The organism is uncultured Nostoc sp. (assembly GCF_964247315.1).
Classification (GTDB): Bacteria; Cyanobacteriota; Cyanobacteriia; order Cyanobacteriales; family Nostocaceae; genus Nostoc.
Genome location: NZ_CAXTTT010000020.1, coordinates 49,508 through 66,053, shown reverse-complemented (window position 1 = coordinate 66,053; position 16,546 = coordinate 49,508). Strand labels below are relative to the sequence as shown.

General features: G+C 41.8%; 12 protein-coding genes and 1 pseudogene. 7 read left to right on the top strand and 6 right to left on the bottom strand.

From position 1 onward, the window contains the following. Window positions 1-308 precede the first annotated feature (308 nt). The 3 genes from ACFE93_RS08665 to ACFE93_RS08655 all read left to right on the top strand — a co-directional run bounded on the left by ACFE93_RS08665 (window position 309) and on the right by ACFE93_RS08655 (window position 4,040). Window positions 309-1,538 carry a DUF4336 domain-containing protein gene (locus tag ACFE93_RS08665; RefSeq protein WP_375472922.1) on the top strand — a complete coding sequence of 410 codons (1,230 nt, stop codon included), beginning with the start codon at window positions 309-311 and terminating at the stop codon, window positions 1,536-1,538. A 221-nt stretch (window positions 1,539-1,759) separates the two neighbouring features. Next, entirely contained in the window at window positions 1,760-3,865 is a 2,106-nt protein-coding gene (locus ACFE93_RS08660) for a beta strand repeat-containing protein (RefSeq protein ID WP_375472921.1), read from the top strand. Next, window positions 3,852-4,040: a hypothetical protein gene (locus tag ACFE93_RS08655; RefSeq protein ID WP_375472920.1), complete on the top strand. Its 189-nt coding sequence runs from the start codon at window positions 3,852-3,854 to the stop codon at window positions 4,038-4,040. Before ACFE93_RS08660 ends, ACFE93_RS08655 begins: the two co-directional genes overlap by 14 nt. Here ACFE93_RS08655 and ACFE93_RS08650 read toward each other — a convergent pair. The 3 genes from ACFE93_RS08650 to ACFE93_RS08640 form a co-directional block, all read right to left on the bottom strand. Continuing rightward, a complete protein-coding gene (locus ACFE93_RS08650) occupies window positions 4,037-5,371 on the bottom strand; it encodes a GTPase family protein (RefSeq protein WP_375472919.1) in 1,335 nt (444 codons plus the stop codon). The genes ACFE93_RS08655 and ACFE93_RS08650 overlap by 4 nt on opposite strands. A 437-nt stretch (window positions 5,372-5,808) precedes the next feature. Next, entirely contained in the window at window positions 5,809-8,457 is a 2,649-nt protein-coding gene (locus ACFE93_RS08645) for a PAS domain S-box protein (protein WP_375472918.1), read from the bottom strand. A gap of 380 nt (window positions 8,458-8,837) precedes the next feature. Beyond that, on the bottom strand, window positions 8,838-9,536 hold the full coding sequence (locus ACFE93_RS08640; RefSeq protein ID WP_375472917.1) for a rhomboid family intramembrane serine protease: 699 nt from the start codon (window positions 9,534-9,536) through the stop codon (window positions 8,838-8,840). A gap of 181 nt (window positions 9,537-9,717) precedes the next feature. On the opposite strand from ACFE93_RS08640, the gene ACFE93_RS08635 reads away from it, so the two are divergent. Continuing rightward, a complete protein-coding gene (locus tag ACFE93_RS08635) occupies window positions 9,718-11,844 on the top strand; it encodes a tetratricopeptide repeat protein (RefSeq protein ID WP_375472916.1) in 2,127 nt (708 codons plus the stop codon). A gap of 247 nt (window positions 11,845-12,091) precedes the next feature. Here the strand turns inward: ACFE93_RS08635 and ACFE93_RS08630 are convergent, their stop codons facing one another. Both ACFE93_RS08630 and ACFE93_RS08625 read right to left on the bottom strand, forming a co-directional pair. Then, the gene (locus ACFE93_RS08630; RefSeq protein ID WP_375472915.1) at window positions 12,092-13,141 is read right to left on the bottom strand and encodes a cyanophycinase; all 1,050 of its coding nucleotides are present in this window, start codon (window positions 13,139-13,141) and stop codon (window positions 12,092-12,094) included. Window positions 13,142-13,472: 331 nt separating this feature from the next. After that, complete coding sequence (locus ACFE93_RS08625; RefSeq protein ID WP_375472914.1) at window positions 13,473-13,646, bottom strand: hypothetical protein; 174 nt, start codon at window positions 13,644-13,646, stop codon at window positions 13,473-13,475. A 9-nt stretch (window positions 13,647-13,655) separates the two neighbouring features. Here ACFE93_RS08625 and ACFE93_RS08620 point away from each other — a divergent pair. Then, a pseudogene (locus ACFE93_RS08620) lies at window positions 13,656-13,825 on the top strand (penicillin acylase family protein); the annotation flags it as partial. Window positions 13,826-13,845: 20 nt separating this feature from the next. Here the strand turns inward: ACFE93_RS08620 and ACFE93_RS08615 are convergent. After that, on the bottom strand, window positions 13,846-14,865 hold the full coding sequence (locus ACFE93_RS08615; RefSeq protein WP_375472913.1) for a metal ABC transporter solute-binding protein, Zn/Mn family: 1,020 nt from the start codon (window positions 14,863-14,865) through the stop codon (window positions 13,846-13,848). Between the two features lie 54 nt (window positions 14,866-14,919). Between ACFE93_RS08615 and ACFE93_RS08610 the strand changes: the two genes are divergently transcribed. Together ACFE93_RS08610 and ACFE93_RS08605 are read left to right on the top strand one after the other, a co-directional pair. Next, complete coding sequence (locus tag ACFE93_RS08610; protein ID WP_375472912.1) at window positions 14,920-15,648, top strand: metal ABC transporter ATP-binding protein; 729 nt, start codon at window positions 14,920-14,922, stop codon at window positions 15,646-15,648. Next, window positions 15,648-16,532 carry a metal ABC transporter permease gene (locus ACFE93_RS08605; RefSeq protein WP_375472911.1) on the top strand — a complete coding sequence of 295 codons (885 nt, stop codon included), beginning with the start codon at window positions 15,648-15,650 and terminating at the stop codon, window positions 16,530-16,532. The genes ACFE93_RS08610 and ACFE93_RS08605 overlap by 1 nt, the downstream gene beginning before the upstream one ends. Window positions 16,533-16,546 lie beyond the last annotated feature (14 nt).

The following is a 16,546-nucleotide window of genomic DNA, read 5'->3' as shown; positions in this document are numbered from 1 at the left end:
CAATGCCATTGTTAGTCGATGCAATGCCATTGTTAGTCGATGCAATGCCATTGTCAGTCGATGCAATGCCATTGTTAGTCGATGCAATGCCATTGTTAGTCGATGCAATGCCATTGCAGGTCAAGAAATTTGTATGTACACCGTAGCCCGAAGATTACGAATTACTAATTACGTAGCTTACTTCTTACCTTTGGCGAGTATTACGAATTACAAATTGGTATTATTATCTCAACAATTTGCTAAACTCCAACTTCGTGGAGAGCAAATAAAAATAATTTGAGTATTGGGAATTTGAAGGGGGTTGCAGAGTGGCTGATGAACGCATAGTCAATACACAACAGATTTATCCAAAGGATTTTTCCTGGAGACTATGGCCTGTTGTGCCACTCTACCCCTATGGTAGGCGGCAGACAATTCGTCAAGAAGTGCTTAAAGACACAATCTGGAATTTTGACCAGATTCAGGGCATTTTCTACGTTGTTGTACCGATTCGGATGACTGTTGTAAAGCTGGAAACCGGGGGTCTTCTCGTCTATGCGCCTGTTGCACCAACGCCAGAGTGTATGAGACTTGTGAATGAGTTGGTGGTAAAGCATGGCAACATTAAGTACATCATCCTGCCAACAATCTCTGGTATAGAACACAAAGTTTTCGTTGGCCCCTTCGCGAGATATTTTCCAACTGCACAGGTGTTTGTGGCTCCCCATCAGTGGAGTTTCCCGCTAAATCTTCCCCTTAGCTGGCTTGGCTTACCCCCAAAACGAACTCAACTACTTCCAGAAGATAGCAGTAAAACACCCTTTGCTGAGGAGTTTGATTATGCAATGCTAGGCCCCATCGGCCTTGGCCCTGGCAGATTTGCGGAAGTTGCTTTTTTCCACAAGAGATCGCATACTCTTTTAGTCACAGATTCTGTGCTTTCGATCCCAGAAGATCCACCTGCGATCGTTCTCTTAGATCCATATCCTTTATTATTCCATGCTAAGGATTATGCTTTTGATCTTGTTGTAGATAGTCAGGTAAATCGCCGTAAGGGTTGGCAGCGCATCTGTCTGTTTGCTTTGTACTTTCAACCAAAGGCATTAGATATACGCCGATGGAGTCAGGTGTTACAAGATTCCTTAAAAGCCCCAGAACGCTCAAGGAAAGCTTATTTTGGATTGTATCCCTTTAAATGGCAGTCAGATTGGCAGCGATCGTTTGATGCCCTACGAGGGAATGGGCGTTTGTTTGTCGCACCAATTTTACAGACACTGATTCTCAACCGCGCACCGAAGGAAACCATTAACTGGGCTGATAAAGTTGCAAGTTGGGACTTCCAGTGGATTATTTCCTGCCACTTTGATTCACCGATTCAAGCCGAACCGCATCAGTTTCGCCAAGCTTTCTCTTTTTTGGAAAAGCAGCCTGCTATCAGTGGGAATTTGTCCAGTAGTAGCAACTATCCTTTACCAGAGGAAGATTTTAAAGTACTTAGAGAAATCGATGTAGGTTTAAATAAGTTTGGCATTGTGCCAGCACCAAAGGAGAAGGTGTAGGAGAAAGGAGACATTGAGGCTTAGGTAGAATTCATGTCTCAAATTTTTAGAGTCGTTGTATAGATTTTGTGAAGCGATCTCAGTAGATCGCTATAATTTTCATACCTTGAAAAAAAAGTCCAATAATGTTGAGCAGAAAAAATTGTTGCAGACTCGTAGTAGTATCAACATGAATATTGATATCAATTTTTATACAACAGAAAAAAATTGGAGTCGGATCAATGTCTATATTTACCGTTACTAATACCAAGAACAGTGGTGCAGGTTCACTGCGGCAGGCAGTTCTAGATGCCAATACCCTGACAGGAAAAGACATCATCAATTTTGGTGGACTGTTTACTGATGGGTTGGCTCATACCATCAGTCTGACTGGTAGTGGTCTGAATATCACAGATAACCTTACCATTGAAAGCACAAATCCGAACCTACTAACTATTAGTGATAATAGTGCTGACCGTGTTTTTGACATTGGCAGTGGTGTAACATCTGCAATCAATGGGTTGACTATTATCAATAGCTACAAAAATGCCGAAGGAGGCGGTGCTATCTCCAATGAAGGCATCCTTACCTTAAGCAATAGCATCATAACTGGCAACACAGCAAAGGCCAACCCAACAGACATCTACCCCGAAACCATCATCTATAATGGCAACTATAGCAACATAACAGACATCGACACCAAACACCTCGTCGGCGAGGGCGGCGGCATTCGCAACACTGGCAGCCTTACAGTGAACAACAGCACCATCACTGGCAACACAGCAGAGTATGGCGGCGGCGGCATTTACAACACTAGCAGCCTGACCGTGAACTATAGCACCATCACTGACAACACAGCAGCCGGAGGCGGCGGCATCGAAAGCACTGGCAGCCTGACCGTGAACCACAGCACCATCACTGGAAACACCGCAGACGGCAGCGCCAGATTCAACAACTACGGTGGTGGCATCGAAATCAGCTATAGCAATGCCACTACTATAACAACCGTGAACTACAGCATCATCAGTGGCAATACAGCAGAGGATGGCGGCGGCATCTACTACATCAATGCCTCGCCTAGTAGCACCCTAACTTTATCAGTGAGTAACAGCAGCATTAGTGACAACTCGGCAAGTTCTAACGGCGGCGGCTTCTATATTGGCGACTACAACTCAATCTTTGGCAGGAACCCAGTTGGCACTATAACTGTGAGTGATAGCACCATTACTGGTAACTCGGCACTCAAAGGCAACGGCGGTGGGATCTATGATAGCGCCAGCGGCGACGGGAGCTATGATACTACCGGCGCTATCGTAGATACTACTGGCTTATTTAGCACTATAACTGTAACTAACAGCATCATTCGTGGCAATTCGGCAGGGACAGACGGCGGCGGTATCTATAACTATAATTCTGTCATCAATGAGTATCCTAATTCCACCTCCAGCACTATAACTGTAACTAACAGCATCATTAGTGGCAATTCGGCAGGAGCAGACGGCGGTGGTATCAATAATTTTGGTATTATAACTGTAACTCAAAGCACCATTAGTGACAACACAGCACTCAAAGGCGGCGGCGGTATCTATAACGGAGGTTTTACCTACCCTGGCTACAGACAACCTGATAGTGTAGCTTATGGCAACCTTACGGTTATCAATAGCACTATCAGTGATAATTCTGCATCCACTGGAGGCGGCATCTACAATAATGGCACCCTATCAGTCACTTACAGCACTATCAATGATAACTATGCCTTGGACTACGGTGGCGGTATCTACAACTCTAGCTTTAACGAGTTCGCCATCTCTTACCCTGGCTTTAGCGATTTGAGTAGGTACAATACATTAGGTATTGTTACTGTGAGTTATAGCAGCATTAATGACAATACGGCAGGGAAAGCCGGCGGTGGCATCTACAATGATGCCGACCAAGACTTTGGCAAGATGGTGGAATCTATTAAAGGCACTGATTATTTCGCTACTATTACATACGATGGCTTAGGCATCCTTAAGGTAAGTTATAGCAGTATAACTGGCAATCAAGCACACTTTGGCGCTGGCATCTACAATAATGCCAGCTTAACAGTAGGCAACAGCATTATCAGGCACAATAAAGCTTTCGGGATCGAACTCAGTTCTGGTGGAGAAGAGTCTGGCAAGGGTGGCGGCATTTACAACTCTAGCTCTAAATCTGAAAGCGCCACAGTCAACTACAGCATCATCGTTTGTAACTTTGATACCCAAGAAGAGGATTCAAATAAGGCTATCAAGCGTGATGATGTGGTCGGTAAATTCATCACCAAAGGTCATCATAACTGGATTGGCAAGTACAGTGGTATTAGCTGAAGCATACGGGTTACGAGCCTACGATGCAGTTCAGCTAGGGGTTGGTCGTGCAGTAAATGCCCTCTGCATAGCTAACAGTTTACCTCTGGTGACATTTGTATCTGCTGATTCCGAGTTGAATGCAGCCGCAGCAAGTAAAGGTCTACTTGTGGAAAACCCCAATAATTACTCCTAAGGTTTGATTCCCTTAAACCGTTCTTGCGCCGCCTGAAATGCTTCTTGCATCACCAGCTGAATTTTCTCTCGATCTGGTTTCTTACCTCCCATTAAATCACCAAAGTAAACGCAGGCTGCTTCGCCTAGCGCCCAAGTATAGGCAGCTGCCCAAGAGGCGGCGATCGCACTCCCAATACCTGGGATAAATTTAATTAACTCCCGCGCAATTGCCTGTGCTAAAAAACCACCTGCGATCGCACTCACAACTCCTCCCGCCTGAGATGGCGTAACTGTTTGCCCATATAATTTACCCAATAGACCCACCATTGATACTTGCAAGGCAGTGAGTACGGGCATTGTGGTAAATGGCAGAGGTACAGCCGCTAGAGTTGCAGACATAATCGCAAATGGCAAAATGTAACGGCGCGCAGCATCTCGGTAAAGGTTGCCAAGTTGTTTCCCAGATTCTTCTCGATCTAATAGCTGATAAATCGCCTGGGCTTCTGCTTGTGGGAGTAGTTCTGCCAAGGAATCTCGCAGTGCTTCTAAGCCATAAAATACCGGAGTGTAGCCATCTTCTTCTAAGGTAAAGTCAATGAGTACAGAGCGATCTGTTATTTTGGCGAAAGCTTGTTGCATGGCGGCAAATGCACGATTGATTTCCTGATAATCTGGCGGATAGGTGGGATGATCGACGGTATCGCCAGGATAAACTTCGTGCAAGCAAGTCACTACCAGCAGACAGGGAATGTCTGGATACTTCTGACGCAGCTGTTGAGCAATTTGTCGTAGCGTGTCAGTTGCAAAATCATTGATTTTAACCGTCAAAAGCAGAATTCTAGCGGAACGAGTTTCCTGTTGTAAATCGCCAACTAACTCCTGAACAATTTTTTGAGTATCTTTTTTGACATCTCCCAGCCCCACTGTATCAGTAAAAATCAGTAACGGCAGGTCATTGGAAGGATAGGCATAGCGCTGGGTGTGTTGCGTGTGTGGGCGAAATCCTTGACCGACAATTTCAGCAGAAACTCCCGTCAATCCCCGGACAATGGAACTTTTTCCGGCTTGGGGTTTACCAATTAAGAGAGCTTCTGTGGTTGGCAGTTCGGCTCGGATTTTCTCTAAAATCTCTGCAACCTGAGTATCGCTCACACTAAACCATTCGACAACTGTCTGTGCCAGTTGTTCTACGGGTAGGAGTTGCGTTAGACGTGTTGTTGCTTTGCTCCAGACACCAGCAATCTGATTTGTCCAAGAGTTATCGACCGACTTGGTAATCGTTTTGTCGGTCGGTTCGCTCAATTGCTGAGAATCAGTTGATGGTAAGTCAGCATCACGTTGCTCAGTCATTTTCATCCAAACCTAGAAGACCCTTTTAGTCATCTTATAGCGATTCTCAAAGGGATAACTAGTACCTTTAGTAGTGTTCCTGAGCGATCGCGTTTTGAGGGCTGACAATGCGATTGTTTCGCCTGACAATGCGATTGTTTTGACTTACAATGCGATTGTTTCGCCTAACAATGCGATTGTTTCGCCTGACAATGCGATTGTTTTGACTGACAATGCGATTGTTTCGCCTGACAATGCGATTGGTCTTTCAAGACGCGATTTATCGCGTCTCTACAATCTGGGTTTTGTTGCTCATTCTGAACTGTATTGTCGCCAAATTTGCCCTCATCCCCCAACCCCTTCTCCCAATTTTGGGAGAAGGGGAGCGAATTTCAAAGTCCCTCTCCCAAGCTTGGGAGAGGGATTTAGGGTGAGGGCAAATGATTCAGGATTTAGTATCAACTTGGTTCAATCAAATCAGCGATCGCTTTCACCAATACATCTGGATCTACTGGTTTGGAGATATGCATTTGAAATCCTGCGGCTAATGCTTGCTGCTGATTCATTTCCCCTGCATAAGCTGTCAGAGCGATCGCTGGTACGTTTCCTCCTTGTTGGGGCGATCGCGATCGCACTTCCTGTATCAGCATATAACCGTCTGTTTTTGGCATTCCAATATCGCTAATTAAAACATGTGGTATCGACTCAGACAGTGCTTGTAGTGCTTCCTGTGCTGATGATACGGCGGTTACTTGCACACCGTAATCTTGCAAAATAAAGGTAAGTAAATCGCGAATATCTGGTTCATCATCCACTACCAAAACTTGAGTGTTCGCAAGCAGCAATGACTCAGGCTCAAAATTTGAAGAGTGATTCTCTTCACCCCGAAACTGTTCGCTTCTAAGCAAAAGCGGTAACTCGACAGTGAAGCTTGCACCCAATCCTTCTCCAAGACTTTCAGCTTGAACATTTCCCCCATGCATTTCTACAACCTTACGCACGATCGCTAGTCCTAAACCGAGTCCGCCAAATGTCCGTGTAGTTGTGCCATCAGCTTGGCGAAAGTAATCGAATACATAAGGCAAAAAGTCTAGGCTAATTCCCTTACCTGTATCGCTGACCTGAATTTGAGCCTGATTACCAGCTTCCATGAGTCGAATTTCTACTCGTCCTCCTGTTGGTGTAAATTTTACCGCATTTGAAAGCAAGTTCCACACAACTTGTTGCAGTCGATTTGAGTCGCCCATCACTTGTCCCAAATTGGCATCAAATACGGTTTTAATTTGAATTGACTTGGCTTGTGCTGCTAGTTTTACTGTTTCTAGTGCTGCTTCAACTACCATTACCAAGCTGACTGGACAGATATTCAAGTTTAATTTTCCTTGCAGGATGCGCGACACATCCAACAAATCTTCAATTAGCTGGGTTTGTAACTTAGCGTTGCGTTCAATGGTTTCTAAGGCGTGGTGAGTAGTTTTTTCATCAAACTTGCGAGTCCGCAGCATTTTTGACCATCCGAGAATGGAGTTGAGTGGGGTTCGCAGTTCATGGGAGAGAACCGCCAGAAATTCATCTTTAACTTTGTTGGCGATTTCTGCTTGTTGGCGTGCTGTCTTTTCGCAATCGAGTAGGCGATCGCATTCTTTTTCAGCTAATTTGCGATTGGTTATGTCCAGTACAAAAGCAACACCGTTGTCTTGGGAGTCATTTAGCAAAGCCATTCCCAAAACAATTGGTACTCGCTTACCGTTGCGGTGGATGTACTCTTTCTCGAAAATTTTGGAAACTCCAGTGGTTTGCACCTCCAAAAGGGCGCGATCGTCTAAATGCTGATACTCAACTGGAGTAAGTTCTCTCCAATCAAATCTACCTAAAGTAGCAAACTCATCACGAGTGTAGCCAGCTAGTTGCAGAAAGGCATCATTGGCATCAATAATGAAACCATCCACAGTCCAAAAAGCGACCCCAATCAGATTAGATTCAAACAAACGCCGAAATCGTGCTTCGCTTTCACGTAATGATTTCTCTGCCCGTTTATGTTCGGTAATATCGCGAGCAACAGTGATTACACCTTCAATACTTTGGTGATAATTTCGTAATGGTGTGAGGATGTACTCATAATAATGCAACCCATCGGCAGTAAAATATTTACACTCATCCTTAATCGGCTGCCCAGTTTTCATGACAGCTTGTCGTTGATTATCTACCTGCGTTATTAAATCTGCGGGTAAATCCATTTCTGGCAAACTTTTACCGATAATCTCTTCGGGATTTAAACCTAATATAGTTGCTCCATCGCGGCTGACATACTGATAACAACCTTGGCGATTAAAAATATAAATATGATCGACTGAGGCAGTTAGGATAGCATTTAAAATATTTGCCTGTTCTTGGACTTGTGTTGTGAGTTCGCGAGTACTTTCTTTTGCCTGCTGACACACAGTAGTTTCCATACAAACGCCGATCATTCGCACCGCTTGCCCTTGGGCGTTATAGATAAATTTTCCCTTGGCATAAATCCAATGCGTGCTTTTGTCTGAGCGAACTATACGAAATTCATCATTGTAGTCAGTCTTTTGTGCCAAAGCGTGAGCGATCGCTTGCATTACAGATTGGCTATCTTCAGGATGAACGCACTTTTGAAACGTCTCATAAGGGTTGTCAAAACTACTTGGAAGTAGACCAAAAAGCAGTTCATAATTTTCCGACCAGATAACTTTATTGGTAACAAGATTCCAATCCCACAAGCCCATTTGGGATACATCTAGAGCTAGTCTCAGCCGTTCTTCACTCTCTTTTAGAACTACTTCTATCTGCTGTCGCACTGCGATTTCTTGTTGGAGTTGCTCTAAAATTACTGTCATATCTGTTGGCAAATTGAGATTTACAGAGGTTTCCTTCTCAATCTCCCAATCAGCAACTTTAAGATGAGGATTTTTGACTTCTACCGCTTCTAACAGCTTGATTTTGAGTTTTGTTAATTGTTCCTCAAGCGCTGTTTGCTTTTGTTGATAAAATATCTCTGATTGCTCTAACTCAGCTACACGCTGCCGCAAAACTGCTAATTCATCAGTGAGTTTAAAGTTAATTTTATCTACATTTTGCATCTTGTACACCAGTGATTTTTAATAATATCGACTTGAAGAGTAGGTATCCCTAGTTCAATCTATGATTTTTTCAGCTATCAAACGTAATCTATCAAAAGGTATATAAAACATTAAATAAATATTCCGATCATTATTTTGCTTATTTTTATATACTTTCTTAAATAGAAACAGTTTATGAATTTCAGCCAAAAGGTATATATAAGTTTCAATTACTGTAAGGTAAGGATTGCTAAAATATCAAAATCAAAATTGAGCTTTTTGACTTTTGAATTTTGACTTTTGACTTCACCATACCCCTGCGGGAAAGCAAGCTACGCGCAGCGTCCTGTAGGGAAGGGGTTGACATCAGTCTCCAAAATAGCTCGATAGCTAAATAAAATTTATTTCTTAAATCGGATGAAAGCTGCACCAATTAATAATCCCACAAATTGCCCTAAGAAGACAACACCCGATTGATTTACGCCGACAGGAGGAATGTTTAAACTACTGACACCATAAAATAATTGTTGTACAAACCACCAAAATATATAGAAAAACGCTGGTATTTGAATGGGGATATACAAGATTATTAGCGGCAAAACAGTATCAATTTTAGCTTTAGGAAACTTCATAACGTAAGCTCCTAAAATAGCTGCGATCGCACCATTTGCGCCAATCAATGGAACTGTCAAACTCGGTTCAGCCAGAATTTGTATTACCCCTGTAATCGCACCAGCAGCCAGATAAAATTCTAGATAACGTCTGTGTCCTAGAAGATTTTCTACAGTTTTCCCAAAAACCCACAAAAATAGTAGATTTCCTAATATTTGACTAAAACTGCCATGCAGAAATATTCCAAAAAATAGGGTAAATACCCGCCAAATGACAACTATCCAAGCAGCAGAGTTGAAAAAAAGAGCATTGGTAACTGCTCCACTAATCTGTGCTGGTATCACACCCCAACTATTGACGAAATAGCCTAATTGACCGCTAAACTCTAGTTTAAGTTCCCATAAAAATACAGCTAGGTTAATGCCAATCAACCAGTAATTAATAATTGGCTTACTTCGACAACGAATATTATCACTAATAGGAATCATATTAATTCGTAATGGGCTACGCCCCGCTTCGCTAACGTAATTCGTAATTCGTAATTAAGACACACAAAATATTCTTATCTGCTCCTCTGCTCCTCTGCTTTTCTGTTTCCCACTCCCTCACTCCTCCTTAACCTGTGGCAAGATTGAAATCAGTCGCATCGCACTTAACTAGGCAAACGAGATGCTAGGAAACACACTTGTAGGAAGATACCAAATTATTAGTAACTTGGGAGGTGGGGGTTTTGGTGAAACTTTTGTGGCTTGTGATACCCAATTACCTGGTTCACCTCTATGTGTCGTTAAGAAACTCAAACCCCAGGCAAGCGATCCAGTAACTTTGGAAACAGCTAGGCGTTTATTTGATACAGAAGCGCAAGTTCTGTATAGATTAGGAACTCACGATCGCATTCCCCAACTTTTAGCTTACTTTGAGGAAAATGCCGAATTCTATCTTGTACAGGAATTGATCGAAGGTCACGATCTGAGTCAAGAATTAACATCAGGTAAAATCCTCAGTCAAGAAGAAGTTATTTCACTTTTACAAGAACTTTTGACAATCTTAGAATTTGTCCATCAACAGAATGTAATTCATCGTGATGTCAATCCCCACAATATTCTCAGACGCCAACCAGATGGCAAATTAATTTTAATTGATTTTGGTGCAGTCAAACAAATTGCCACTCAAGTTATTACTCCCCAAGGTCAAACTCTAGCAACAGTAGCTATTGGTACGCCTGGATATATTCCTGGCGAACAAGCTCATGGTACGCCAAAATTAAGCAGTGATATCTATGCTGCGGGAATAATTGCTATTCAAGCTCTCACTGGATTATCACCAGAGGAAATAGTAAAAGATGCTGATACTAATGAAATTATCTGGCATGATAAAGCTACAGTAACACCAAAATTTGCTCAATTCTTAGATAAAATGGTGTGCTACGACTTTCGGCAACGCTATCCTTCGGCAACTGTGGCATTACAAGCGCTGAAAGAGTTAATACAACCACCTGTTCAGACAATAGCGTTAACTCCTCCTCCACCAAAAAATATCAACAAACCTCAACCTAAAAAAGGTATATTAGGTAAAATTTTACTAACAATATTTTTCTTGACTGTTGGCGGAGTAGCATCAATATTTATTTGGAGTTACATTAATTCAAATAATGCCATAGAATTATCTAAACAAGGAAATACGTTTTTTGATTTGCAACGTTATCAAGACGCGCTAGAAGTATATGAAAAAGCCGTTAATCTTAGACCAGATTATGCTCAAGCTTGGAATGGTCAAGGCAAAACACTAAATAAATTAAGAAAATACAAAGAAGCATTAGTCGCTTATGACAAAGCAATTCAAATTCAGCCAGATTATTTAGATGCTTGGATTGGACGTGGCACTGTATTGGGAAATTTACAGCGATATCAAGAAGCGATCGCCTCTTTTGACAAAGCCTTAGAATTAAAGAATGACAACTCAGAAGTCTGGAATGCTAAAGGTGAAGCTTTCAGTAATTTAAATCAATATGACCAAGCAATTAAGTCTTATGAAAAGGCGATTGAACTCAAACCAGATAATTATGAAGCTTGGTATAAAAAAGGATTAGCTTTGCAGAATTCTAAACGATATGAAGAAGCGATCGCAGCTTATCAAAAAGTCGTTGATTTAAAACCAGACTACGAGCAAGCCTGGTATAATTTAGGGAATGCACTAGTCAATTTAAAACGTTATCAAGATGCGTTTACAGCTTATGATAAATCGGTGCAATATCAGCCAGATTATTACCAAGCTTGGTTATCTAGAGGTAATATACTACTAAATTTACAACGTTATCCAGATGCGATTGAATCTTTTAATCAAGTCATTAAATACAGTCCCAGGAACTATCAAGCCTGGTATAATTTGGGCTGGTCGCTGCATCAAAACCAACGCTATGAAGAAGCAATAAAAGCTTATAATAAAGCGGCAACAATCAAGCAAAACGACTATCAACTCTGGTATAATTTAGGGAATTCGCAATACATATTGCAGAAATATGAAGATGCGATCGCGTCTTATAATAAGGCAGTTCGTTATAAACCAGACCATTCTGAAAGCTGGTTTAGCAGAGGCAATGCTCTATTAAATTTGAAACGGTATCAGGATGCGATCGCTTCTTACGATCGAGCAATAAAATATAAGCCTAATTATCAACAAGCAATAGACGGTCGCAATCAAGCCCAAATTCAACTGCAAGGCGAAAAACCAAAGCCTGTAATTGTACCAACTCTTCCATTTCCTAATTCCACCAATCCACCGCAGACGACACCCTAAGCAACCTATCAAATTGATAGTTTAGGATTGGTAAGCTGTTACGCATTTAAATTGTATATTTACTCGTGTACCCCTCTGGGGAAGCAAGCTACGCGCAGCGTCTCCTTCAGAAAAGGGTTGTCATTAGTCATACCCTGCAAGAAGGTAAAGCGCCTATGTCATTAGTTATTTGTATTTCAAAGGACAAATGACCAATGACAAAGGACAGTCTTAAACGCTTAGGGAATGAAACAGCCCTGCTCCTCATTTAATAAGGATTTGAATCAATCCGTCCCCTTTTGACACTCCTGAGATAGTACCCAGAAGTTGGTCTGTTTCTCAAGTTGAAGGTGTCGCCACTGCGAACTTTCCAAATTTTGTAATTAGAAAAGGTCAAAGGCTTTCGAGGTTCGCATACTTCCGGCAGATGATTGCCAAGGACAAAGTATACTGCACCCCTACCCATAACTTTCACCAAACCGTTTTTATCCACAAGAACCGATGTACTTTCACTAACCGCTATACCTAAAACACTGCTAGATACACCGTCCTTAATTTGACGAGCAATGAAAGTCATAATTCGACCCATTCTTTCTCGCCTATCAAAGTGCGTATCTACGATAGTTCCCTTTAAATTACTCCAATTGAAAAAGTTGTAAGTAAAAGTAATGTCTCGGTAGGGATCTTCGAGTGCATCTCTAGTTTCAATGCCTTTTTCAGAAGAAGCGCAAGCATCATAAACGCAATCACTTTGAATCATCGCACCCGCACTAGTGCCACCAACGCCACCTCCTTTCAGGTAAACTGACTTAACAGCAGCCTCAAGCTTGGTATCTTTCCAGTTGCGGATATATTGACATTGATCCCCGCCAGCAAAGAAAACTACATCAGCATTTCGGATTTTTTCATAAATCTCAGCTTTGTTTGCTTCTTGTCTATCCCTAACCAGAAGAGTTTCCACAAAATTTACGCCCTTCATGGCATAAATTAGCCGATTGTAATCGTGATTACCATTAGTGCGGAGAACTACAACATTAACTTTAGTGCTGGAGTTACTACCTCCCCTAACTTGGTTAATCATCCACTGGATAGCATCATCGACATCGGGGCCTCCCCCACCCAAACTCAGGACTGGGCCCGCTAAAGAGGGACGGATATCAAAGGAGGGAGAGGTGGAGGGGCGAACATCAACAGTGTCACCCAGGAAGAAGCGTTTCCAGCTTTCAATAAAACGGGTTATTAGGAAGGTTCCCATCTTCAACAACTTGATTCCTGTACTTTTCAAGCGCCTTGCTTTGCTTGGGAATGCCTTTGTCATACTAAACTTCTGGAGCAAACTGCAATTATTGCTAGGCTGTTACGCATTTTAATTGCTTATTTATTCGTGAAGTTTGTCCTTTGTCATTAGTCATTTATCAGTTGTTGTGAATAATCAATTGACTTAGGACAGTCTTGACGAAAAATGTGCAATTTAGATGCGCACTAGCTTAACTGTGGCACTAGATAGGGTAGAATTTCCAGCGTACAGGGCTTGTACTGTTTGTTAACGCAAAATAACGCAGAGTAATCATTAATTCTCTGCGCTACTGTGCGAAAATCTCTACATTGCTTGTAGCGTTTAATTCTGGCCAGATGAAATTTAAAATAGATTAGGTATTGGTTGTGACTGTCCAGATGCTTCCGTAGTTGCTGGGAATAGTTACCCAATATTCTGAATAACTGGGAACGTCGATTAAATTGTTTTCACTATTGAGTTCTTCTTGATAATTGCCTTGTTTCAATCCCCTAGTTTTAACTATAGGGTTATACTCAGTACTCAGCACTACTGAAGTTCTGCCAGTGGTAAGGCCATGTTGTTGGCAAATCCCCACTTGCCTTGGTCAGACTTATCTTTATGGGATGAAGCGCAAATGACTGCTCCAAAGTTTGATGCCTATGGAGCTGCACTTGTAGGCATTCCCGTGTTAGCGATCGCCTTCAATAATAATTAGGCTGGACTCATCCCTCTTCTAAGAAACCTGATTATTTAGGCTTAAACTCTGTATACTTGCCTCCTAAACCTTCCACAATCGTGCGTGTATTGGCAATCAACATTCCTTGGTAAGTCTCACCCTCTGTCCCCTTTTCGCCCAAACCATCAGCAAACAATTCTCGGCCTGAAACCTTAACTTTTGCCTCTTTTGCTACAGCTTGTATGAGTTTTGGGTTAATCGTCGTCTCTGCAAAAATTGTCGGTACACCCTGTTTTTTAATATCCTTCGATAATGCACCTACCCGTGCAGGTGTCGGTGCTTCTTCCGTACTAATACCACCTAGCGCCCCTTCAATAGGAATTCCATAAGCTTTGGAATAGTAACCGAAAGCATCATGGGTGGTAACTAATTTGCGTTGCTTGGGTGGAATTGTGGCTATTTCTGATTTAATCCAGGTATCTATCTGACTGATTTCATTTGTGAGTTTTTGCGTGTTGCTAGTATAAGTCGCAGCATTAATTGGGGCTAATTTCCCTAACTCTTGAGAAATCGTCTGGGCGATCGCTATGCCATTCTGGGCATTGTGCCATACATGGGGGTCGGTAACAGTTTTACCATCATCCTCAAACTGCTGAGGTTTGGGGACTGCAACTTCATCTACAGCCACCTTGGGAGCAGGATTTGAAGTCGCTTTAATTAGCTTGATTAAACCTGGTTCAAAATTATAGCCACCGTAAAGAATTAATTTAGCCTGTACAATTGCTTTGCTATCCTCTGGTTTTGGTTGGTACACATGGGGATCTGAGCCTGGATCGATTAAGCACTTGAGGTCAATGGTATCACCTGCAATTTCTTTAGTTAACCCACAAGCAACGGTATTGGTGGCGACTACTAACGGGCCTTTTCCACTGGCTTCTGGCGCTGGTGAAGTCCCAGTTTGAATAACAGACGCATTATCAGGAGGCATGGGAGTCGATTGGCTGGTTTGGGATGTTGGACTACATCCAAATACCCCGCACGTTAAAGCAATAGCCGCTAGGGATTTCAATCGCAGTTTGTAAGATATCATAAATCTGATGAGTTAAATTATATTGATTATCATTATCATACAAATGGTAAATTTATGTTAGAAGTTAAAAATTTAGCTGTAAATTACCGGGGAGTCACGGCGGTTGAGGATGTGAGTTTCCGTTCCTTACCAGGACAAATTATGGGTGTGATTGGCCCCAATGGTGCAGGAAAAAGCACGATGGTGAAGGCGATTTTGGGCTTAGTACCAACCACGAGTGGAGTTGTCAAGTTTCGATCTCGCGCTTTGAAACAACAATTAAATTCTGTTGCGTATGTACCACAGCGATCGCAGATTGACTGGGATTATCCCATAACAGTCTGGAATGTAGTGCTGATGGCGCGGACTGTGCATACAGGCTGGTTTCGCGCACCTTCACGGTCATCTGAAGAAATAGTTAAAGATGCTTTGGCGAGAGTGGGAATGCTAGAGTTGCGATCGCGTCAAATTGGAGAGTTATCAGGCGGACAACAGCAGCGAGTATTTTTAGCAAGAGCTTTAGCACAACAAGCCGAATTATTATTCTTTGATGAACCGTTTGTTGGGGTTGATAAAAAGACGCAAGCCATTATGTTTGATGTGTTTGAAGAACTAAAATCACAAGGGAAGATTTTGCTGGTAGTCACTCATGATTTAGGCACTACTTTGACCAAATGTGACCAGTTATTGTTATTGAATAAAAAAATAATTGCTAACGGCTCACTAAAAGAAGTCATGACAGCAGATAATATTCAACGTGCTTATGAAGATAATATATTTATATTAAATAGAGAAGTAGTTTAATGTTAAATTGGCTAATTGAACCCTTAAGTTTCGAGTTCATGCGGGGAGCTATTATCACAGCAATTCTGTTGGGCATTCTTTGTGCTGTTGTCGGTAATTATCTGATTGTTCAACGCATGGGAATACTTGGTGATGTAATTGCTCATGCGGTTTTACCAGGACTAGCTATAGCCTTTTTCTTAGGCATTGATATTTTCTTAGGTGCTTTTATCTGCGGAACTCTTAGCACTTTTGTTATTGCCTGGATTCAATCTCAATCTCGCATCAAAGTTGACGTGGCAATGGCGTTAGTTTTTTCAGGTTTTTTAGCCTTGGGTATCATGTTAGTTACTTTACTAAAAAGCAAATTAGACCTACATGAATTTTTATTTGGTGATATTTTGAGCGTGACTACAGATGATGTAAAGCGGACTGTAATTATTACAGCTGTTGTCTTGGTTTTAATTAAATTATTTTACAAAGAATTGTTATTTTACACTTTTGACCCACTTGGCGCTCAAGCTAGTGGTTTACCAGTTAACTTGATTCATTTTGCCCTAAACGGTGCTATTACCTTGACGATTGTTGCTAGTATGCAAACTGTGGGTGTAGTATTAGTTGTTTCCCTACTGATTGGCCCAGGAATTACAGCTTATTTATTAGTGAAAGAATTACACCAAATGATGCAATTAGGCGCAGTTATTGGTGTGTTTAGCAGTATAACTGGAATGTATATTAGCTACTATTTGAATGTGCCATCAGGTGCGGCTATAGTTTTAGTTGTTTCCATACTATTTTTGTTAGCATTATTTTTTAGTCCTACCCAAGGAATTTTTACCAGACCAGAAATGACCCATCGTTCAGCTAGACTATTTAGCCAGTTCAAATCTCAAAATCCGAAATGATTTCAACTGGCTCA